Source organism: Nocardia sp. NPDC055053 (assembly GCF_053608285.1).
Genome location: NZ_JBSGVD010000062.1, coordinates 1 through 22068 on the forward strand (window position 1 = coordinate 1; position 22068 = coordinate 22068).

General features: G+C 68.8%; 19 protein-coding genes. 8 read left to right on the forward strand and 11 right to left on the reverse strand.

The window, feature by feature from the left end:
• Nucleotides 1-121: 121 nt before the first annotated feature.
• The 3 genes from ACWF82_RS33055 (at nt 122) to ACWF82_RS33065 (ending at nt 4436) form a co-directional block, all read left to right on the forward strand.
• Complete coding sequence (locus tag ACWF82_RS33055) at nt 122-2167, forward strand: ATP-dependent DNA helicase (protein ID WP_452507502.1); 2046 nt, start codon at nt 122-124, stop codon at nt 2165-2167.
• 92 nt (nt 2168-2259) lie between these two features.
• Complete coding sequence (locus ACWF82_RS33060; protein WP_452507503.1) at nt 2260-2964, forward strand: methyltransferase domain-containing protein; 705 nt, start codon at nt 2260-2262, stop codon at nt 2962-2964.
• 218 nt (nt 2965-3182) lie between these two features.
• Entirely contained in the window at nt 3183-4436 is a 1254-nt protein-coding gene (locus ACWF82_RS33065; protein WP_452507504.1) for a glycosyltransferase 87 family protein, read from the forward strand.
• A 3-nt stretch (nt 4437-4439) separates the two neighbouring features.
• On the opposite strand, the gene ACWF82_RS33070 is transcribed toward ACWF82_RS33065, so the two are convergent.
• The 6 genes from ACWF82_RS33070 to ACWF82_RS33095 all read right to left on the reverse strand — a co-directional run bounded on the left by ACWF82_RS33070 (nt 4440) and on the right by ACWF82_RS33095 (nt 11266).
• Nucleotides 4440-5252, reverse strand: a complete 813-nt coding sequence (locus tag ACWF82_RS33070) for a hypothetical protein (RefSeq protein WP_452507505.1) — start codon at nt 5250-5252, stop codon at nt 4440-4442.
• A 202-nt stretch (nt 5253-5454) separates the two neighbouring features.
• Complete coding sequence (locus ACWF82_RS33075) at nt 5455-5997, reverse strand: DoxX family protein (RefSeq protein WP_452507506.1); 543 nt, start codon at nt 5995-5997, stop codon at nt 5455-5457.
• 187 nt (nt 5998-6184) lie between these two features.
• Nucleotides 6185-6598 carry a hypothetical protein gene (locus ACWF82_RS33080; RefSeq protein WP_452507507.1) on the reverse strand — a complete coding sequence of 138 codons (414 nt, stop codon included), beginning with the start codon at nt 6596-6598 and terminating at the stop codon, nt 6185-6187.
• Between the two features lie 64 nt (nt 6599-6662).
• Nucleotides 6663-8024: an NCS2 family permease gene (locus ACWF82_RS33085; RefSeq protein WP_452507508.1), complete on the reverse strand. Its 1362-nt coding sequence runs from the start codon at nt 8022-8024 to the stop codon at nt 6663-6665.
• 95 nt (nt 8025-8119) lie between these two features.
• The gene (gene glgP, locus ACWF82_RS33090; protein ID WP_452507509.1) at nt 8120-10690 is read right to left on the reverse strand and encodes an alpha-glucan family phosphorylase; all 2571 of its coding nucleotides are present in this window, start codon (nt 10688-10690) and stop codon (nt 8120-8122) included.
• A gap of 153 nt (nt 10691-10843) precedes the next feature.
• Nucleotides 10844-11266 carry a VOC family protein gene (locus ACWF82_RS33095; RefSeq protein WP_452507510.1) on the reverse strand — a complete coding sequence of 141 codons (423 nt, stop codon included), beginning with the start codon at nt 11264-11266 and terminating at the stop codon, nt 10844-10846.
• 79 nt (nt 11267-11345) lie between these two features.
• On the opposite strand from ACWF82_RS33095, the gene ACWF82_RS33100 reads away from it, so the two are divergent.
• The 3 genes from ACWF82_RS33100 to glgB all read left to right on the forward strand — a co-directional run bounded on the left by ACWF82_RS33100 (nt 11346) and on the right by glgB (nt 16160).
• Nucleotides 11346-11927, forward strand: a complete 582-nt coding sequence (locus ACWF82_RS33100; RefSeq protein WP_452507511.1) for a TetR/AcrR family transcriptional regulator — start codon at nt 11346-11348, stop codon at nt 11925-11927.
• Nucleotides 11928-12002: 75 nt separating this feature from the next.
• The gene (locus tag ACWF82_RS33105) at nt 12003-14003 is read left to right on the forward strand and encodes a maltotransferase domain-containing protein (protein WP_452507512.1); all 2001 of its coding nucleotides are present in this window, start codon (nt 12003-12005) and stop codon (nt 14001-14003) included.
• The gene (gene glgB, locus ACWF82_RS33110; protein ID WP_452507513.1) at nt 14004-16160 is read left to right on the forward strand and encodes a 1,4-alpha-glucan branching protein GlgB; all 2157 of its coding nucleotides are present in this window, start codon (nt 14004-14006) and stop codon (nt 16158-16160) included.
• A gap of 2 nt (nt 16161-16162) precedes the next feature.
• Here the strand turns inward: glgB and ACWF82_RS33115 are convergent, their stop codons facing one another.
• From ACWF82_RS33115 to ACWF82_RS33135, 5 genes are all read right to left on the reverse strand, one after another.
• The gene (locus ACWF82_RS33115) at nt 16163-16552 is read right to left on the reverse strand and encodes a nitroreductase/quinone reductase family protein (protein WP_452507514.1); all 390 of its coding nucleotides are present in this window, start codon (nt 16550-16552) and stop codon (nt 16163-16165) included.
• A 14-nt stretch (nt 16553-16566) separates the two neighbouring features.
• Nucleotides 16567-17652: a class I SAM-dependent methyltransferase gene (locus tag ACWF82_RS33120; RefSeq protein WP_452507515.1), complete on the reverse strand. Its 1086-nt coding sequence runs from the start codon at nt 17650-17652 to the stop codon at nt 16567-16569.
• A gap of 111 nt (nt 17653-17763) precedes the next feature.
• Nucleotides 17764-18621, reverse strand: coding sequence for a tetratricopeptide repeat protein (locus ACWF82_RS33125; protein WP_452507519.1), 858 nt, complete (start codon nt 18619-18621; stop codon nt 17764-17766).
• A 61-nt stretch (nt 18622-18682) separates the two neighbouring features.
• Nucleotides 18683-19051, reverse strand: coding sequence for a DUF3817 domain-containing protein (locus ACWF82_RS33130; RefSeq protein WP_379310317.1), 369 nt, complete (start codon nt 19049-19051; stop codon nt 18683-18685).
• A 98-nt stretch (nt 19052-19149) separates the two neighbouring features.
• Entirely contained in the window at nt 19150-20334 is a 1185-nt protein-coding gene (locus tag ACWF82_RS33135; protein WP_452507516.1) for an acetyl-CoA C-acetyltransferase, read from the reverse strand.
• A 133-nt stretch (nt 20335-20467) separates the two neighbouring features.
• Here ACWF82_RS33135 and mce point away from each other — a divergent pair, with 133 nt between their 5' ends.
• A complete protein-coding gene (mce, locus tag ACWF82_RS33140) occupies nt 20468-20929 on the forward strand; it encodes a methylmalonyl-CoA epimerase (protein WP_452507517.1) in 462 nt (153 codons plus the stop codon).
• Nucleotides 20930-21015: 86 nt separating this feature from the next.
• On the forward strand, nt 21016-22017 hold the full coding sequence (locus ACWF82_RS33145; RefSeq protein WP_452507518.1) for a hypothetical protein: 1002 nt from the start codon (nt 21016-21018) through the stop codon (nt 22015-22017).
• Nucleotides 22018-22068 lie beyond the last annotated feature (51 nt).

A 22068-nucleotide genomic window follows, 5' to 3' on the forward strand; every position in this document is an offset into this window, starting at 1 on the left:
CCGTTGCGTAGGCGACGAAGGAGCAAGCAACGGCGCCTGACCGGCGGGACAGGAGGGGCCGCGACCTCGAGCGCGCCAGCGCTCCGGCAAATCTGTCTTAGGTGACGGATAAGCTGCGTCCGTGCCCGAACTTCCTCCCGTCGCCGACCTGCTCGCCACCGCCGTGCATGCCCTGGGAGGCACGGAACGCACCGGTCAGACCACCATGGCCACCGCTGTCGACCATGCGATCGACACCAAGGAGCACCTGGCGGTCCAGGCCGGTACCGGCACCGGTAAGTCGCTGGCTTATCTCGTGCCGAGCCTGCGGCACGCGGTGCGGACCGGGCGCACCGTGGTCGTCTCCACCGCGACGATCGCGCTGCAGCGTCAGCTCGTCGACCGTGATCTGCCGCGGCTGGCCGACGCGCTCGCCAAGCCGCTGGGCCGGGTGCCGCAGTTCGCGATCCTCAAGGGCCGCAACAACTATCTGTGCCTGAACAAGATCAACAGTGTGATCCCGGAGGACACCGGCGGCGAGGCCGAACTGTTCGACGCGTTCGCCATCTCCAAGCTCGGCCGCGAGGTGCAGCGCCTCAACGAATGGGCCTCCGACACCGAGACCGGCGACCGCGACGAGATCGCCCCCGGCGTGAGCGACCGGGCCTGGCGCCAGGTCAGCGTGTCCTCGCGGGAGTGCCTTGGCAAGACCCGCTGCCAGTTCGGCCAGGACTGTTTCGCCGAGAAGGCACGCGCGGAATCGGCGCAGTCCGACGTGGTGGTCACCAATCACGCCCTGCTTGCCATCGACGCGATCAGCGGCATCCAGGTGCTGCCCGAACACGATGTCGTGGTGATCGACGAGGCGCACGAGCTGGTCGACCGGGTCACCGGGGTCGCGACCGCCGAACTCGCCGCGACCGCGATCAGCGCCGCCGCCCGCCGCTGCACCAAGCTGATCGACGACCGCGAGGTAGACCGGCTCGAAGGCGCCGCCGAGGCGTTCCACGAGGCACTCGAAGACATGCCGCCGGGCCGCTGGGACCAACTCCCCGACGGCATCGCCCCCGTGCTCGCCCTTGTCCGCGACGCCGCCTGGAACGCGCGCACCGCCATCGCGCCGCAGGGCAGCGTCAAGGCCACCGACGATCCCGACAACGCCGCAGCCCGCACGATGGCGGTGGCCGCGATCGACGACGTGCACGACGCGGCGGTCCGCGCGCTCACCGCGTTCGAGGAAGCCGATCCGGCCGCGCGCCGCGACGTCATCTGGTTGTCGGCCGACGAGATCCGCGGTGTCGCGCGCCGCACGTTGCGAATGGCGCCGCTGTCGGTCGGTGGCTTGTTGCGCAGCAGGCTGTTCGGCACCGCGACCGTGGTACTCACCTCCGCGACGCTGCAGATCGGCGGCTCGTTCGACGGGCTGGCGATCACCTGGGGCCTGCCGTCGCAGCAGGGCGGCAAGGTCGATCCGGCCATGGCCAACGGCGCGACGGCACCGGCCGACCTCGAATCGGTGCGCTGGAGTTCCCTCGACGTCGGCTCCCCGTTCGACCACGCCAAGTCCGGCATCCTCTACGTCGCCAAGCACCTGCCCGCGCCCGGTCGCGACGGCCTGTCCCCCGCCTATCTCGACGAGATCGAGCAGCTCATCACCTCCGCGGGCGGCCGCACACTCGGCCTGTTCTCCTCGATGCGCGCCGCCAAGGCGGCGACCGAGGCGCTGCGCGAACGACTCGACACGCCGGTGCTGTGCCAGGGCGAGGATTCGATGGGCGCGCTGGTCCGCAAATTCGCCGACGACCCGGCGACCTCGCTGTTCGGCACGCTCACGCTGTGGCAGGGCGTCGACGTGCCCGGCCCGTCGCTGAGTCTGGTCATCCTCGACCGTATTCCGTTCCCCCGCCCCGACGATCCGCTGCTCACCGCGCGGCAGCGGGCGGTGGAGTCACGGGGCGGCAACGGCTTCATGACGGTGGCGGCCAACCACGCGGCACTGCTGCTGGCCCAGGGCACCGGGCGGCTGCTGCGCAGCGTCGACGATCGCGGCGTTGTCGCGATCCTCGATTCGCGCCTGGCCACCGCCCGCTACGGCAGCTACCTGCGCGCATCGCTGCCGCCGTACTGGGAGACCACCGATCCCGAGGTGGTCGCCAAGGCGCTGCGCAGGCTCACCGCGTCTGCCTGAGCTGAGGGACTTTTACATCGAGTCTTGCAATCCGAATGACCACACCAGTGAATTCACCACCGGGCGAACGCAAGTCGTGAGACCGTGGGGTGATGAAGCACCACGCCGATGGCGAGGTACTCGGTGAATTTCTGGTCAGCGCAAGATCTTTGGCCGAGTACCGCGCGATGTTTCACCTGTCCGACGACGATCTCACCGGTCGCCGAATTCTCGATTGTCCCGGCGGCGCAGCGAGTTTCACCGCCGAGGCCAGCACGCTGGGGGCCGCGGTCACCGCGGTCGATCCGATCTACGCACGCTCGACCACGGAACTATCCGTCGACGCGGTCACCGAGAACGACCGCGCCGTCGCCTGGGCCGCCGCCAACGCGCACCGCTACCGCTGGGACTGGTACGGCTCCCCCGCCGGCCACGCCGCGATCCGGCGCGGTGCGGCCCGCCGCTTCGCCGACGACGTGCGCGCCGAACCGCACCGCTACATCGCGGCGAGCCTGCCCGAACTCCCCTTCCCCGACGGGTCCTTCGACCTCGCCCTCAGTTCGCACCTGCTGTTCAGCTACGCCGACCGCCTCGACGCCGACTTCCATCTCGCCGCCTTGCTCGAACTGTCCCGCGTCACCGTGGGCGAGGCCAGGCTCTACCCACTGCTCGACTACACCGGCGCCCCACAGGACGACCTGATCGACCACCTCAGAACCGAACTACACGACAAGGGCATCCCGACCGCACTGCGCAAAACCCGCTACGAATTCCACCACGGCGCCGACACCATGCTGGTCCTGCAACCGGCCGCATGACCTGCGCCACCGAGATCGGTTCGCCGCCTTGGTTCATAGGGATCTCCTACCAAGGTCGGGCCGGATCGCGGCGGCGTAGTGGACGGGCGGTAGGTTCTTAGGCGTGCATACGATGCGAGCCGGCCGGTAGCACGGCCGTGGTGGAGAAATCTCGACGCGCAGCGATCCCGCGCACAGTCTCGACGCTCCTCCTGTTACTCGGTACCGCCGTCTTCGGCGTGACGCTGCTGTTCACCACCATGGACCCGTGGATGAACGATGGCGGCATTCTCGTCGGTGGCCTCGACGTCCACATCTACCGCGACGGCGGCTGGCGGGTGCTGCACGATCGGGCGCTCTACATCGAGCCGACGCACTACGGCCTCCTCTATACCTACACACCGTTCTCGGCGCTGGCGTTCCTGCCGCTCATGCTGGTGCCGTGGGGAGCCGTCACCACGACCTGGCTGGTGCTCAATCTCGCCGTGCTGTTCGGGTGTGTGCTGCAGAGCTGGCGGATGCTCGGCTACCGGGTGACGCCGCGCCTGGCCGTCGTCAGTGCGCTGATCACGCTGGCCTGTGTCTTCGCCGAGCCCGTCCGCACCACCCTCTACTACGGGCAGATCAACCTGTGGCTCATGCTGCTGGTGCTGTGGGACTTCTCCCGCGCCGAGCACAGCAAGCTGCGCGGCCTTGGCGTCGGCATCGCCGCGGGCATCAAGCTGACGCCGCTCTACTTCGTCGCCCAGTATCTGGCGCAGCGACGGTGGCGCGCCGCGGCCACCGCCGCGCTCACCTTCGTCGCGTCGATCGGCCTGACCGCCCTTGTCCTGCCCCGCGATTCCTATCAGTACTGGACCTCGACGTTCTTCCAGTCCGGCCGCATCGCCCCCGACGTCCACCCCGCCAATCAGTCCCTGCGCGGCGCCATCGCCCACCTCGTCCACGGCCCTGCCCCGGTCTGGCTGTGGCTGCTCGTCGCGATCCCGCTCGCCCTCGTCGCACTGTGGCTGTCCGCGACACTCGCGCGCCGCGGCGAACCACTCCTGTCGGTCACCCTCGGCGGCCTCACCGCCTGTGCGGTCTCCCCCTATTCCTGGGGCCACCACTGGGTCTGGTTCGTCCCCCTGATGGTCTACCTGATCCACCGCGCCCAAACCCGCGGCCGCTGGTGGCTCGCCGCAGGCGCGCTCTACATCGCCATCGCCGCCTGGACCTACACCTACACCCCCACCTGGGTCAGCGTCGGCACCTTCCTCCTGCCCCCATGGTGGCCAGGCGCCCAGATCATGATGAACATCTACGTCGTCATCTACCTGACCGTGCTGATCGGCCTGGTCCGCCTGGTCCGCTCCGCCCGGCCACAGCCCGAGCCGATAGCACCAATCATCATCAATCCCCCTGCCGCCGAACAGATTTCCCAGCCGATCGAGACGGAGCGGGTCGCCGACGGAGCGCACCCCGACGACGACCGTCCGGCCATGGTCGACTGACGCCTACCCGCAGGCCCAGTCGAAAACGCCTGACTCCAAATCGAGTTGGGCGTTGCCGCCGCCGAAGTTCATGCCCGCGACTTCTTCGATCTCCAGGTAGTACGGGGTCAGGCCTTCGGGGAGGGCCTGAACGGGGAAGGCGGTTCCGCCGAGGTGGGAGCGGCCGAAGAGGGGCTCGGCCCAGGGGTTCCAGCCGGAGTCCTCGGTGAGGGGGTCCTGATAGCGGGTGTTGGGTTCGTATTCGACCGGGGGGATGCCGATATTGGGATCGGCGGTGCGTTCGGCGAGCCAGACGCCGACGGTGGGGTGCATGTCGTCCCAGGCGTTGCGGCCCTCGTCGCTCGCGACGGGGGAACCGGGCGGGCGCACGTCGGCGGGCGGGGTGACGGGGCCGCCCGCGAATTCCGCTTCGGTCAGCCAGATCAGGGCGAACACGCCGCCGATCTCGTCGTGCAGCAGCTGCAGCTGGGCGTGCAGGCGGGTGGCGACCAGGTCGCGGGCGACCGGGTCGTCGGCGGCCGGGTCGGCCTCGACGGGGTTGGTCGCGTCGGCGAACTGGCCCTCACCCTGGAAGAAGGCGATCGCGGGGAAGCCGGGGCCGCGGCGCTGGAAGTCGGCGGGCAGGCGCAGGGTGAGCGCGTGCATCATCGGCAGTCCGGTGACCGGTCCGCGCGGCCAGGTCGCCGGGTCGATCGCGGGCCCTTCGCTGCCGATCCAGCCCGCGCGGACCGGCGCGTCGAGAGTCAGCGGTTCACCGCCGGGCGTCTCGGCCAGTTTGTCCGCCGAATCTCCGAAACCCAGGTCGTAGGCCTTCATCGCAACTCTCCTCTTCGATCCGCGGACGATGCGCGGCGCCGCGTCGACAGGCGCCGCCGACGAGGGTAATCGGTGCCGGCGACAGGTGCGGGTACTGCGTGGAACCGCGGGCATACGGCCGATGACGAAACGTCCACGGCCGGGTACGAAAGAAGCGGCGCGACAACCGGATTCCGGTTGCCGCGCCGCTGTCTCGGCTAGCTCAGAGCGCTGCCTTGAGGATCAGGGTCAGCACCGCGGCCACGACGGCGACGCCGACGGCCGCGGCACCCCACACGACACCCTGGCGCGCCCACGGGCGGCCGGCATCGAGCGAGAACCGGCCGGGTCCGGTGAAGGCCAGCGCGGCGGCGGCGATCGCGTAGACCAGCGGGCTGGAGAAGCCGGTCACCGACGGGTCCGCCGGGAACAGGCCGCCGCTCCACAGCACGTTGATCGCGTTGATCATCGTGCCGACGACGATGGCCGCGGCGAGCGGGGTGAAGAGCCCGAAGACCAGCAGCAGGCCGCCGACCAGTTCACTGAGTCCGGCCAGTGTTCCGAAGACCACGCCCGGGTTGTAGCCCATCGCCTCGAAGCCGTCGGTGGTGGCCTGCCAGCCCATGCCGTTGAACCAGCCGAACAACTTCTGGGCGCCGTAGGCGGCCATCAGGCCGCCGAAGCCGACGCGGAGCACCAGCAGGCCGATGCCGAGCGCATTGACCTCGTCGGTGGTGGGAGTGGTGCGGGTAGCGGTGTCGGTCATCGTTTCCTCATCTGCGATTCGATACATGCCCGCAACCGGACCGCAGTCCGATTGCCTCTTCCGGTCACAACCCTGGATCCGGGGTCAACTATTTCACGCCACCCCCAGCAGTTCTGTGACCCTGATCACAAAACAACGAAAAGGCCGCCCCCGATCGGGACGGCCCTTCCAGATGAAAGAACTCAGCTCACCACGCCATGGTCGCGTAGCTGATCAGCGTGCTCTCGGACTCCTGCGACAGCTTCCAGGTGCCGTCGACGTCCTTCCAGGTCACCGGGATCGGGAAGGTGTAGTCACCGAGGCGGCTGTTCAGGGTGGCCGACAGGGTGTCGCCGTCCACGGTCACCGGACCCGAGACATCCCAGCTGTAACCGGGGATCCGGTTGACGGTGTCGCGGACGACCGCGAGGCCACCGGCGTTGCCCGACTCGAGCTCGGCCGAGGAACCGTTCATGGCCGCCTGCAGCTTGCCCTGGAGCTGACCGGCCGACGGCGTCGCCGGGGCGGCGATCGCGGCGGGGGCGGTGGCGACGACGGCAGCGGTGACCGGCGCGAAGATGGTGGCAACCGCCATCGACGCGGCAACGAGCGAGCGCTTCATAGGTAATTCTCCTTCAAGCTTGGCTAGGCTAGCCTAAGTATAGGCATACCTATGGTGCGAGTACCTACTCGACGAGGAAGAAGAAGTACCCGAGGAAGAGCACCATCAACCCCCACATGGCGGGATGCACTTCCTTGATCCGGCCTCGGGCGACCATCACCACCGGGTAGAAGATCATGCCCATCGCCAATCCGTTGGCGATCGAATAGGTCAGCGGCATCATGATCACGGTGAGGAACGCGGGCACCGAGTACTCGAGGTGCTGCCAGTCGATGTCGCCGAGCGCACGCGCCATCAGCACGCCGACCACGATCAGCGCGGGCGCGGTGACCTCGGCCGATCCGGCGATCACCGAGAACACCGGATAGCAGAACATCGCGATCAGGAACCAGCCCGCCGTCGTCACCGCCGTGAGGCCGGTCCGGCCGCCCGCCGACACACCCGCGGTCGATTCCACGTAGGCGGTGGTGGTCGAGGTGCCGATGATCGCGCCCGCCGTGGTGCCGACCGAGTCGGCCGCCAGCGCACTCGCCGCGCGCGGCAACGTGCCGTCCTTGTTCAGCAGGCCCGCCTGGTTCGCGACACCGATCAGCGTGCCCGAGGCGTCGAAGAAGTCGACGAACAGCATGGTGAGCACGACGACGATCATCTGCGCGGTGAAGGCGTCGGGCAGGTGGATGATCGCCTGGCCGAAGGTCTGATCCAGGCCCTTGGGCAGCTCGGCGATGCCGTCCGGCACCCCGACGAGCCCGGTCACCATCCCGACGATCGTGGTCGCGACGATGCCGTAGAGCACCGCGGCGTGCCAGCCGATCACCAGGAAGATCACCGTGACCACCAGGCCGAACAGCGCGAGCAGCGTCGTGCCCTTGGTGAAGTCGCCGAGGGCGACCAGCGTCGCGTCGCTGTTGACGACGATGCCCGCGTTCTTCAGACCGAGAAACGCGACGAACAACCCGATGCCCGCGCCGACCGCGAACTTCATCTGCAACGGGATCGCGTTGAGGATCCGTTCGCGGACCTTGGTCACCGCGAGAATGAAGAAGATGATGCCCGAGAGCAACGTGCCCGACAGTGCCACCTGCCACGGGATGCCCATGCTGAGCACCACCGTGTAGGCGAAGAACGCGTTGAGGCCCATACCCGGCGCGAGCGCGATCGGATACTTCGCCCAGATACCCATGACGAGCGTGCCGAAGACCGCGGCCACCGCCGTCGCGGTGAACACCGCCTGCATCGGGATGCCTTTGTCGCCCAGGGCACCCTCGTCACCGAGGATCGACGGATTCACCGCCAGCACATACGACATCGCCAGGAAGGTGACCGTGCCCGCCATCGCCTCGCGCTTGAAGGTGGACCCGCTCGACGTGACACCGAAGTATCTGTCGAGGCGCCCTCGGGCGCGGGTTGCGACATCGCTGGCCATGACACTCCAGTCCGCGGTTCAAAGAAGAATGACCCAGGAACGGTAGCGGAAAGTTCACTGAATCGAAGAACTCGCCGCCGCCGTCGCGGTGCAGGTCACGCCCCCGCGACCGCCACCAGTCCCAGCTCGGCGTCCGAGGCCAGCAGCGCGTTGTGTGGCAGCACCCGCACGGTGTAGCCGACCGCGCCGGACAGCGGCACCGGGGACTGCACGGAGTACAGGTGGGTGCCGTCGTCGGTGCCGGTGTGCGTCATCTCGATGACGGTGGTGTCGGACAGGTCGTCGGCCGGCGACACCCGCCCGAGCACGGCCTGCACCACGACATCCGAGGGCGCGAGCCCGCCGAGTTCGACGCGCGCGCGCAGCGACAGTTCCGCGCCGATCACCGGGGTGTCGGGCAGTCCGGAGCTGTCGACCTGCACGATCCGCACCGACGGCCACGCCGTGTCGACCCGCTTGCGGTACTCGGCGACCTGCGCGGCGCCGGCGAACTTGTCGGCGGCGGCCCGGCCGAACGCCGCGGCCGCTGGACCGTAGTACTGCTCGGCGTAGTCGCGCACCATGCGCGAGGCCAGCACCTGCGGGCTGGTGGTCTGCAGGGTGTGGCGCACCATCTCGGTCCAGCGGACCGGCACACCGGCGGCGTCGCGATCGTAGAAACGGGGCGCGACGGTGCGTTCGACGAGCTCGTACAGCGCCGAGGCCTCGAGATCGTCGCGACGGTGCTCGTCGCGGACACCGTCGGCGGTGGGGATGCCCCAGCCGTTCTCGCCGTCGTACATCTCGTCCCACCAGCCGTCGCGGATGGACAGATTCAGCCCGCCGTTGAGCGCGGACTTCATGCCGGAGGTACCGCACGCCTCGAGCGGGCGCAGCGGATTGTTCAGCCACACATCGCAACCCCAGTACAGGTAGCGGGCCATCGACATGTCGTAGTCGGGCAGGAAGACGATGCGGTGCCGCACCGCCGGGTCGTCGGCGAAGCGCACGACCTGCTGGATCAGTGCCTTGCCGCCGTCGTCGGCGGGGTGACTCTTGCCCGCGACCACCAGCTGCACCGGACGCTGCGGATCGAGCAGCAGCGCGCGCAGCCGTTCGGGGTCACGCAGCATCAGGGTGAGGCGCTTGTAGGTGGGCACGCGGCGGGCGAAGCCGACGGTGAGCACATTCGGGTCGAAGACGCCGTCGATCCAGGCCAGTTCGGCGTCGGCCGCGCCGCGCTGATGCCAGGAGTCACGCAGCCTACGGCGCACCTCGTCGATCAGCACGCCGCGCAAGGTGTTTCGCGTCGACCACAGCTGCCCGAGGTCGACATCGCTGAGCTTCTCCCAGCCCCGCGCCTCCTCGACCAGTTCGGGGCCGACGAGCTCGCGGGCCTTGTCGAGCCATTCCCGCGCCGCCCAGGTCGGCGCGTGCACGCCGTTGGTGACCGAGCCGATCGGCACCTCGGACGCGTCGAAGCCCGGCCACAGCCCGGCGAACATCTCCCGGCTGACCTCGCCGTGCAGCTTCGACACGCCGTTGGCGCGCTGTGCCATCCGCAGGCCCATGTGCGCCATGTTGAACACCGACGGATCGGACTCACGTCCGAAGGCGAGGATCCGGTCGATGGAAAGCCCTGGCAGCAAAGCGGATTCGGATTCGCCGTGCGCGCCACCGAAGTAGCGGCGCACCAGTGGCATCGGGAACCGGTCGATGCCGGCGGGCACCGGGGTGTGCGTGGTGAAGACGGTTCCGGCACGGACCGCGGCCAGTGCGGTGTCGAAATCCAGTCCGTCCGCGACGAATTCGCGGATGCGCTCGACCCCGAGGAAACCGGCGTGGCCCTCGTTCATATGGAAGACATCGGGATCGGGCAAACCGTTGGCGCGGGTGTAGGCGCGCACCGCGCGGACACCGCCGATGCCGGCCAGGATCTCCTGCTTGATCCGGTGGTCCTGGTCGCCGCCGTAGAGCCGGTCGGTCACCGCGCGCAATTCCGGATCGTTCTCGGCGATATCGGAATCGAGCAGCAGCAACGGAATCCGGCCGACCTGGGCGATCCACACCCTGGCCCGCAGCACCCGGCCCTCCGGCATGCCGACATGGATCAGCACCGGCGACCCGTCGCTGGTGAGCAACCGCAACGGCAGACCCTGCGGATCCAGCGCCGGATAGTGCTCCATCTGCCAGCCGTCGGCCGACAGCGACTGCCGGAAATACCCGGAGCGGTACAGCAGCCCGACGCCGATCAGCGGCAGCCCGAGATCGGACGCGGCCTTGAGGTGATCACCGGCGAGGATGCCGAGACCACCGGAATAGTTCGGCAGCACCTCGGTGACGCCGAACTCCATCGAGAAATAGGCGATACCGGCCACGTCGGTTCCGGTCTGCTCCTGGAACCAGCGTGGCCGGGTCAGGTAATCCCGCAGACCGGCCGCCGCCGCGTCGACGCGGGCGATATAGGCGGGATCGGCGGCGAGCTCGTCGAGCCGCTCGGCGGGCACCTCCCCCAGCATCCGCACCGGGTCCTGGCCGACAACGCGCCACAGCTCCGGGTCGAGTTCGGCGAACAGATCCTGCGTGGGGCCGTGCCACGACCACCGCAGGTTCGTCGACAACTCACCCAGCGCGGCGAGCCGCTCCGGCAGATGGGCACGGACAGTGAACCGACGAAGTGCCTTCACCCGCCGCACTGTACCGCCTCCCCGCGTATTCAGCGTGTCGCCCGGGAGCTCGGATGTCGGCAGTCGGGCTTGCGTTGGGCGGGGAGGGCTGGGAGGTGGTTGGGGAGTTACCCATGTTCTTGCGGGATCAGTTGGTTGCGGTGCTTCGCGGGTCTACTGGGTGAATTGGGCGGCGAATTCGGGGGACGGCGGTACTTCGGTGATGACGTCGATGAGGACGCCGGAGGGGTCGGTGATGATGAAGTGGCGCTGGCCGAAGTCTTCGGTGCGGAGTTCGAGTTCGGCGTGCAGGCCGCCGGTGACGACGAGGCGTTCCCATTCCGTGTCGACGTTGTCGACTTCGAAGTTCAGCACGATGCCCTGGACCGGTTTGCCGTAGCCGGTGGGGATGGTCGGGTGGGTCGGGTCGAGCAGGGCCAGTTCGTAGGTGGGTTCGCCGTCGCAGCCGGGGCGGCGCAGGCTGACGTACCAGTCGGCTTCGAAGGTGATCTCGAAGCCGAACCAGCGCGTGTAGAAGTCGCGCGATTCCGCGATCTGGGTGGTGGCGAGGACCGGGTAGAAGCTGCTCAGTGCCATGACGTTTCCCTTTCACATACCGTCGGTATGTATCGTAGGATAGTTCACATACCGGCGGTAGGTCAATGGGAGGACAGGGATGACACGGACGCAGCAACGGGAGGAGACGCGGCGGGTTCTGGTGGCGCAGAGCAGGCGCCTGTTCGCCGCGAAAGGGTATGCGGCCGTTGGCTTGTCGGAGATTGTCGCGGCGTCCGGGGTCACCAAGGGCGCGCTGTACCACCACTTCGACAGCAAGGCCGAGCTGTTCAAGGCGGTGCTGACTCAGGTGCAGGAGGAGGTCGGTGCACAGGTGGCCGCCGCCGCGGACGCCGAGCCTGACCCGTGGACGCAGCTGACCACCGGCTGCGCCGCCTTCCTGCGGGCGTGCGCCGATCCGCTGGTCCAGCGGATCATGCTGATCGACGGCCCCGCGGTACTCGGCTGGCACGAATGGCGCGCCATGGACGAGGCCAATTCGGCACGCCACCTGGACGAAGCCCTGCAATCACTGGTCGACGCCGGGATACTCCCGCGGCAACCGGTCGCCCCGCTGACCCAGCTCCTCTCCGGCGCGATGAACGAGGCCGCCCTGTGGCTCGCGACCGCCGCCGACCCCGGCGCGCTTCCCGACACCATCGCCGCGCTCGACCGGCTCCTCGCAGGCTTGCGCGCCGCCTGATCGGCCGCCGAACCCGCGTGCACGGGGCCCGCGTCCCGCAACCCCCGACCGCCGCACATGCAGTAGGTTTGTGCGGTGACCGGCCGGATTGCCATCGATGACATCGCCCCGTCGATACCCGGCGGGCGCCCGGCCAAGGCCGCGGTTGGCGAGGTGTTTCCCGTCCGCGCCGTCGTGTGGCGCGAGGGCCACGACGCCGTGGCAGCGACGCTGGCGGTCCGCGCGCCCGGCTCGTCGCGCATCACCCGCATCCGGATGTCGCCCGACTACGAACCGGACGTCTTCAACGCGATCTTCACCCCGAACACCCCCGGCACCTGGACCTTCCGCATCGAAGGCTGGAGCGACCCGATCGCCACCTGGCGTTCGGCGGTCGAGGCCAAGCTCGCGGTCGGCCAGAGCGCCGCCGACCTGGCCAACGACCTCGAGATCGGCGCTGCACTCTTCGAGCGAGCCGCGCAGCTGGTCCCGAAGAAGCAGTTCGAACGACTGCGCGCTGCCGCCACCGCCCTGCGCGGCGACGAGCAGCTCCCAGCCCGGGTCGCGCCCGCGTTCTCCGAGGAGGTCGCCGAGATCCTGCGCGCGACCCCGCTGCGCGAGATGGTCACCCGTGGCGCCCAGCACTCGGTGCTGGTTGAGCGCCGCCGCGCGCTGGTCGGGTCGTGGTACGAGTTCTTCCCGCGGTCGACCGGCGGCTGGGACCCCGACGGCAACCCCGTGCACGGCACCTTCGCGACGGCCGCCCGCGAACTCCCCCGCATCGCGGGCATGGGTTTCGACGTGGTCTACCTGCCGCCGGTCCATCCGGTCGGCGAGATCAATCGCAAGGGCCGCAACAACACCCTCACCACCGAACCCGGTGATGTCGGTTCGCCGTGGGCCATCGGCTCGGCCGAGGGCGGCCACGACGCGATCCACCCCCTGCTCGGCACCGAAGCCGATTTCACCGAATTCGTCGCCACCGCACAGGATCTCGGCCTGTCGGTGGCACTCGACCTCGCCCTACAGTGCGCACCGGACCACCCGTGGGTGCAAGCCCACCCGGAGTGGTTCACCACCCTGCCCGACGGCACCATCGCCTTCGCGGAGAACCCGCCGAAGAAGTACCAGGACATCTACCCGGTCAACTTCGACAACGATCCCGACGGCCTCTACGCCGAGGTGCTGCGGGTCGTCCGGCACTGGATCGCCTTGGGCGTCACCATCTTCCGCGTCGACAACCCGCACACCAAGCCCGCCGACTTCTGGGAGTGGCTGATCGCGCAGGTGCGCCGCACCGATCCCGACGTGATCTTCCTGTCCGAGGCGTTCACCCGCCCGGCCCGGCTCTACGGCCTGGCGCGCCGCGGATTCAGCCAGTCCTACACGTATTTCACCTGGCGCGTCTACAAGTGGGAGCTCACCGAGTTCGGCAACGAGCTGGCCGCCAAGGCCGACGAGGCCAGGCCGAACCTGTTCGTGAACACCCCCGACATCCTGCACGAAAGCCTGCAACATGGCGGTCCGGGCATGTTCGCCGTCCGCGCCGTCCTCGCCGCGACCCTGTCCCCCACGTGGGGCGTGTATTCCGGCTACGAGCTGTTCGAGCACGAGGCGGTGCGCCCCGGCAGCGAGGAGTACCTGGACTCGGAGAAGTACGAACTGCGCCCCCGCGATTTCGCCGGCGCGCTGGCCCGCGGCGAGTCGCTGGAACCGTGGCTGACCCGGCTCAACGAGATCCGCCGCGCCCACCCCGCGCTACAACAGTTGCGCTGCATCCACTTCCACGCGATCGACAACGACGCGCTGCTCGCGTATTCCAAGTTCGATCCGATCTCCGGCGACGCGGTGCTGGTGATCGTGAACCTGAACCCGTACGGCGCCGAACAGGGTCACATCTCGCTGGACCTGCCCGCGATCGGCCGCGAATGGCACGACCACCCGGTGGTGTTCGACGAGGTGAGCGGCGAGGAATACCACTGGGGGCAAACCAATTTCGTTCGCCTCGATCCCGCCCGCGCCCCCGCGCACATCCTGGCCTTGCCCGCCGTCCCCGCCGCCGCCCGAGCACCGCTGGCCTATCGCAGGACGTTGTAGATGAAGCGCCGCGATCTCATGCTGCTGGCGGCGGGTACCCATCCCGACCCGCACACCGTCCTCGGCGCGCACCCGCACGCCGACGGCACCGCGGTCCGGGCGCTGCGCCCGCACGCCGAGACGGTGACCGTGCTGGTCGGCGCCAGCGAACATCCGCTGAAGTCGCTGGGGCACGGCGTCTTCGCCGCGGTCCTGCCGTATCCGCAGATCGACGACTACCGCGTCCGCACCGAATACCCGGGCGGCCAGACCGTGATCGCCGCCGACGGCTACCGCTTCCTGCCCACTGTCGGCGAGTTCGATCTGCACCTCATCGGCGAGGGCCGCCACACCCGGCTGTGGGAGGTGCTCGGCGCGCATCCGCGGCACTACACCACCCTCGACGGCGATGTCGACGGCACGTCGTTCGCGGTGTGGGCGCCGAATGCCCGCGGCGTCACCGTGTTCGGCGATTTCGACCAGTGGAACGGCAGCTCGGCGCCGATGCGCGCACTCGGCACGTCCGGGGTGTGGGAGGTGTTCGTGCCCGGCGTCGGGCCCGGCACGCGCTACAAGTACCGGGTGCATGGCGCCGACGGCCGCGTCGTCGATCATGCCGATCCACTGGCCTTCTCGACCGAGGTGCCGCCCGCGACCGCATCGGTGGTCAGCCGCGCCGACCACGTGTGGACCGACAGCGCGTGGCTGGACCGCCGCGCGCGCACCGACGCCACCCACTCCCCCATGAGCGTCTACGAGGTGCACCTCGGGTCATGGCGTCCCGGCCTCGGCTACCGCGAGCTGGCGCACCAGCTCGCCGACTACGTGCGCACGACGGGCTTCACCCATGTCGAACTGCTGCCGGTCGCCGAGCACCCGTTCGGCGGCTCGTGGGGCTACCAGGTCACCTCCTACTACGCGCCAACCTCCCGTTTCGGCAGCCCCGACGACTTCCGCTACTTCGTCGACCACCTGCACAACGCGGGCATCGGCGTGCTGCTGGACTGGGTGCCCGCGCACTTCCCGCGCGACGAATGGGCGCTGGCCCGCTTCGACGGCACCCCGCTCTACGAACACCCCGACCCACGCCGCGGTGAGCAACTCGACTGGGGCACCTACGTTTTCGACTTCGGCCGCAACGAGGTGCGCAACTTCCTGGTCGCCAACGCCGCGTTCTGGATCGAGGAATTCCACCTCGACGGCCTGCGCGTCGACGCGGTCGCCTCCATGCTCTACCTGGACTACTCGCGGCCCGAGGGTGGCTGGGAGCCGAATGTCTACGGCGGCAGGGAGAACCTGGAAGCCGTCGACTTCCTGCAGGAACTCAACGACACCGTGCACCGCGCCTACCCGGGCGTGGTCACCGTCGCGGAGGAGTCGACCACCTGGCCCGGCGTCACCCGCGGCACCGATGTCGGCGGCCTCGGTTTCACCATGAAGTGGAACATGGGCTGGATGCACGACACCCTCGGCTACCTGGGCCGCGACCCGATCCACCGGTCCTGGCACCACAACGAGATGACGTTCTCGCTGGTCTACGCGTGGAGCGAGAACTACGTGCTGCCGATCAGCCACGACGAGGTCGTGCACGGCAAGGGCACGCTGTGGACGCGGATGCCCGGCGACGACTTCGCCAAGGCGAGCGGCGTGCGCGCCCTACTCGCCTACATGTGGTCACACCCCGGCAAGCAACTGCTGTTCATGGGCCAGGAGTTCGGCCAGTTCCGCGAATGGGACAACGACCGCGGCCTGGACTGGCACGAGCTGGAAAACCCACTCCACCAGGGCATCTCGACGATGGTCGCCGACCTCAACCGCACCTACACCGCGCATCCGGCGCTCTGGAGCCAGGACACCACCCCCGGCGGGCACTCCTGGATCGAGGCCGACGACAGCGCGGCCAATGTCTTCGCGTTCCTGCGCTGGGGCTCCGACGGCAGCGCGGTCGCCTGTGTCTTCAACTTCTCCGGCTCGACAAGACAGAACTACCGGATCGGCCTGCCGCACAGCGGTTCCTGGCACGAGGTCCTCAATACCGACGCCCAGGAGTACGGCGGCTCCGGCCTCGGCAACCTGGGAGTCGTCCGAGCCGACGACACCCCATGGCACGGCAGGCCCGCCTCGGCCACCGTCACCCTCGCGCCGAGCAGTGCGGTCTGGCTGGCCGCCGAACGCTGAGCTCAGGCCAGGTCGACCCGGATCGTCAGCAGATCGGTGCCGAGCGCGCGCACCGCGACGCTGTTGTAGCGCGGGAGCGCCCGCAGCCGGGCGCGCGGGTCGTCGTCGTGCATCAGGTGGGCGGTGCCGCTGTGCCAGCGCCCGCGCAGCCGCACCCTCACCCGGTTGTCGGCCATGATGTTGCGCACATACTGCGAACGCTCGCCGAACTCGGAGACCAGCCAGAACTGGTCACCGATGCGGCGCCCGCCGATCGGTGTTGTCCGCGGCTGCCCGCTCACCCGGCCGGTGGTCTCGAGCAGCTGCTTGCCGGGCAGTCTCCGCGCGACCCAGTTGAACGGCCGCTCGACGGCGGTCACGACCTGTTGCTGAATGTTCTTCTTGGAGCCCATGTTTCGACCGTAGCTCAGTCCTTGTTCGCCACGTAGTAGGTGTTGAGCGGATCACCGTCGACATGATGAATCTGCACGTCGGTGAACCCGGCGTCGGCGAGCATCGACAGCGCCCGCTGCTCACCCCAGACCGTGCCGAGCCCGTCACCGCCCTGCCCCAGCGACACCGACATGCAGTGCATCGTCGAGATCGCGTACAGGAACGGGCCGAGCGGCAGGTCGATGTTCTCCTCGAGCATGCTCGACGCGTGGATGTCGACCATCAGGAAGACACCGTAGGAGCGCAGCGCCGCGGCGATGTTGGCCAGCACCCGGGCCGGATGCGCCTGGTCGTGGATCGCGTCGAAGACGGTGATCAGATCGCACGATCCCGGCTCGTTCAGCTCCGCGACATCCTGGACGAAGAACTCGACGTTGGTCAGGCCCATCGTCTCGGCCTCGGCCCTGCCCGCCGCGATCGCGTCGGCGGAGAAGTCGTAGCCGCGGAACCGGCTGGCCGGGAACGCCCGCGCCATCAGGTTCACCGCGTGGCCGCTGCCGCACGCGATATCGGCGACGTCCATGCCCATCAGCAGCCGGTCGGTCAGCCCCGGCGACATCGGCAGCACCACGTCGATCAGCGCGGCGTCGAACACCTCGGCGCTCTCCTCCGCCATCAGCGCGTGGAACCGGGCGTAGTCGTCGTAGGACAGGCCGCCGCCGATCCGGAACCGTTCGACGATCTTGGGCTCCACCTCGCCGAGCTGGGCGATGAACTGCATGATCCTGGCGAGGTTGTCCGGGCCTGCGGCCCTGGTCAGGCTCGGTGCGTGCGCGGGCGGCAGGGTGTAGGTGGCGGTCGGCGGGTCGTAGCGCACGATGCCCGCGGTGGTGACGGCGCCGAGCCATTCGCGGACGTAGCGTTCGTCCAGCTCGGCCGCCGCGGCGAGTTCCGAACTGGTCGCGCCCGGGTTGGCCGCCATGGTGTCGAACAGCCCGACCTGGTGCCCCATGCTGATCATCAGGGCCGTGCTCGCGTGGTCGAGCATCTCGATCATCGTGCCCGCGAAGGCTTCCACCTCGGCCTGGTCCGGCGCGGCCGAATGGTCGAGTGAGGTCATATCGTTCTCCTCCGGTCAGCTCGCGGCCGGTTGCCGCGGGTCTATCGGAGATACGGCGGGGCCGTCCCGGCAGTTCAGCCGGGACGGCCCCGAAGAGGAAGGTTCGGCGCGTCAGTACAGCGCGGTGGCCAGCTTGCGACGGGCCGCGACCACGAAGGGCTCGGCCGGATCGAACAGCTCGAACAGCTCGAGCAGGCGGGTGCGCGCCATGGTGCGGTCGTCGCCCGCGGTGCGCTTGATGACGGCGATGATCCTGTCGAAGGCGGCCTCGGGGCGCTGCTCGAGCAGTTCCACGTCGGCGGCGTCGAGGGCTGCGTCCAGATTCGCCGGATCGGCGTCGGCGGTGGCGACCACGGCCGGGTCGATCTGCTGGGCCCTGGTCAGGAAGCGCAGCTGGCGCAGGGCCGCCTTGGCTTCCTCGTTGGCGGGTTCCTCGGCCAGGATCGCCTCGTAGGCCGCCTCGGCGCCGGTGATGTCACCCTCGGCGAGCGCGTCCTCGGCTGCGGTGAAGCGCGGGTCCTCGACCTCGGGTTCCGGCCCGTCGGAGTCGCCCTCGAGCTTGCCCGCCGTCGCGTCCATGACCGCGTCCAGCCACTGCCGGACCTGGGCCTCGGGCTGGGCGCCCTCGAAGTCGGCCAGCGGCTGCCCGCCCGCCACCGCGATCACCGTGGGAATGCCCTGCACGCGCAGCGCCTGCACGATGTTCATGTTCGGCTCGGCCTCGATGGCGGCCAGATCCCAGGCTCCCCGATCGTCGGCGTTGAGCCGTTCCAGCGTGCGGATCAGTTCGACGCTGCCCGGGCTGCGCTGCGAGTACAGCGCGACGACCACGGGCACCTGCATCGAGCGGCGGATGACCTTGGTCTCGAAATCCGCCTCGGTCACCGAGTGGTTCCCCGAGGCCGCAGGCGCGCCGCCGGGGGCGGCGGGCGGCTGCTTCAGCGCGGACAGATCCACCGCACCGGACATGGCGGCGGCAGCGGCGGGCGAAGGACGACGGGCAGCGGGTCGAGTCACAGTTTCCAGTTTGTCACGAAGCCGTCGGCGCGGCTGCCGGGGAGCCCTTCGCGGCGCCGGTGCTCAGCTCGCCGAGCTGACCGGTGCGCACCGCCCAGACCTCGAAGATCACGGTGGCCAGCGGCGGAATGCTCGACGCCAGCGCCAGCACGGTGGTCTTCCAGCTCCAGTTCAGCTCACGCGCGGCCAGCAGCGCGGTGATCACGAACAGCACGAAGATGCCACCGTGCACCGGGCCGAAGATCTTCACGCCGATCTCGTTGCCCTCGGCGGGGATGTACTTGAACGCCATACCGGTCAGCAGGCCGATCCACGACAGCGCCTCGAGCACCGCGAAGAACCGGAAACGACTGGCAGTGGACCGCAGATCGAAGAAACCCATGATCCCCATTGTGCCGGACCCACTACGACACCACGTAGTTGGACCGGTCACACAAACGGGCCCCCGCGCTCGGCAGGGGCCCGTCGTGTCGAAAAGGATCAGGCGGGGACGCGGATGATCAGCGCGTCGCCCTGACCGCCACCGCCACACAGCGCGGCCGCGCCGACGCCGCCACCGCGACGCTTCAGCTCCAGCGCCAGGTGCAGCAGGATGCGCGCGCCGGACATACCCAGCGGGTGGCCGATGGAGATGGCGCCACCGTTGACATTGACCTTCTCCGGGTCGTAGCCCAGCTTCTTGGTCGAGGACACACCGACGGCCGCGAAGGCCTCGTTGATCTCGATCAGATCCAGCTCGGCCGGGGTGATGCCTTCCTTGGCGCACGCGGCGAGGATGGCGTTGGCGGGCTGGTCCTGCAGGGTCGAGTCCGGACCGGCGACCTGACCGGCGGCGCCGATCTCGGCGATCCACTCCAGCCCCAGCTCCTCGGCCTTCGCCTTGCTCATCACGATCACCGCGGCCGCGCCGTCGGAGATCTGCGAGGCGGTACCCGCGGTGACGGTGCCGTCCTTGCGGAAGGCCGGGCGCAGCTTGCCCAGCGACTCGACGGTGGTGTCGGCGCGAATGCCCTCGTCCTCGGTGACGTAGATCGGGTCGCCCTTGCGCTGCGGCACGGCCACCGGAACGACCTCGTTCTCGAACACACCGTTCTTCCACGCGGCGGCGGCACGCTGGTGCGAGGCCGCGGCCAGCGCGTCCTGCTCCTCGCGGCTGACCTTGTCGAGGTCGTTGCGATCCTCGGTCAGCAGGCCCATCGCCTGGTCGGTGATCACGTCGTGCAGGCCGTCGTAGGCCATGTGGTCGACGAGGGTGGTGTCGCCGTACTTGTGGCCCTCACGGCTCTTGGGGAGCAGGTGCGGGGTCTGGCTCATCGACTCCATGCCGCCCGCCACGACGATCTCGTGCTCACCGGCGCGGATCAGCTGATCGGCCAGCGCGATCGCGTTGATGCCCGACAGACAGACCTTGTTGATCAGCAGCGACGGCACATCCATCGGGATGCCCGCGGCGATCGCGGCCTGGCGGGCCGGCAACTGCCCGGCGCCTGCCTGCAGCACCTGACCGAGGATGACGTAGTCGACCTGCTCGGGCGCCACACCACCCTTCTCCAGCGCCGCCTTGATGGCCACACCGGCCAGATCCGAGGCCTTGAAGTCCTTCAGACCGCCCAGGAGCCTGCCGACCGGGGTACGCGCACCGGACACGATGACAGAAGTCGTCACGAAAGCCTCGCATTCATTGAGTCGAACCTCGCCGCGATGCACACAGCGCTCAGCCGTGCACGTCAAGGGTTGCACTCAACGGTAACCGGTATCGGAGCGCACACAGCACCCAGGTACGCGCTAGCTTCGAGGAGTGAGCAACGAGAACATCATCCCCGCCGACTACGTCATCGCCGTCGACCACGTCGGGATCGCCGTGCCCGACCTCGACGCCGCCGTCGCCTGGTACACCGACAATCTCGGCATGGTCGAGACCCATCGCGAGGTCAACGAGGCCCAGGGCGTCGTCGAGGCGATGCTGTCGTGCCCCGCGGCGGCCGACCGCGCGACCGCCCTGCAGTTGCTGGCCCCGCTGACCCCGGAGTCGACGATCGCCAAGTTCATCGACCGCAGCGGACCGGGCCTGCAGCAGCTGGCCTACCGGGTCACCGACATCGAGGCCGTCTCGACCTTCCTGCGCGACCGTGGACTCCGTTTGCTGTACGAAGCACCTCGTCACGGCACCGCCGATTCCCGCATCAACTTCATCCATCCGAAGGATGCTGGCGGTGTGCTGGTGGAGCTCGTCGAGCCAAACCCGAATGTTACGCACTAGTACGCGGATACGGTCGGTAAATCTCGGCGAGATCACAATCCCGGTCGAGTCTCCACAGGCTCGCTCGAGGCTGTATTTTGTGTGCCATGTCGTCACCTGAGTCCGATCGCAATCGCTTCGTTGCACTGCCCTTCACCGTTGTGCGCAAGGGTTATGCGCAAGACGAGGTGCGCAACTACTTCGACCGCTTCGACGCCGAGCTTCGCGTCACCGCCACCGACCGGGATGCTGCCGCCGCGCAGGCCCGGAATCTCGCCAGCCAGCTGGAAGACGCGCGGGACGAGATCGACGAGCTCCGCAAGGAGGTCGACCGGCTTTCCGTGCCGCCGACCACCGCCGAAGGAATGTCCGACCGTATCTCGCGCATGCTGCGCCTCGCCTCGGACGAAGCGTCCGAGGTCCGCGCGCTGGCGCAGGCCGAGGCCGCCGAGATGGTGTCGATCGCCGAGCAGCAGGCCACCGAGATGCGTGGCAAGTACGAGTCGCTGCTCGCGGAGACCAAGGAGAAGCGCGAGGCGCTCGAGATCGAGTTCGAGCAGACCCTCGCGAACGCGCGCACCGAGTCCGCCAAGATCATCGAGGCCGCCCAGGCCGATGTGGAACGTCTCGGCAAGGAGGCCGAGGCCAAGCGCAAGGCCACCCAGCAGGACTTCGAGGCCACCATGAACGATCGGCGCACCAAGCTGACCCGTGCCATGGAGGAGCTCGAGGCCACCAGTCGCGCCGAGGCCGCCCAGCGGATCAAGGACGCGACCGATGAGTCGAACCGTCTCATCAGCTCCGCCACCCAGACCTCCGAGCGCAAGATCGCGCACGCGAAGGAACTGGCCGAGGAGATGCGCGTGCTGCGCGGCCGCGTCCTGGCCCAGCTGCTCGGTATCCGCGGTCAGCTCGACTCGGTGCCCGCCATGCTCGCGGCGGTCAACCGGGAGAGCGAGCTGCTCGACGGCGCCCCCGAGCGCAAGTCCATCAGCAACAACGGCAACAACAAGTCCGTGTCCGGCTCCCGCCAGACCAAGGCCATCCCCGAGGTCGCCGACGACGACATCGTCGACGAGGACCGCGAGAACGCCGACATCAGCAACTGACGTCGGACCTGCGACGACATCGGCTCCACCCCGATCGTTGAAGAACCGAAG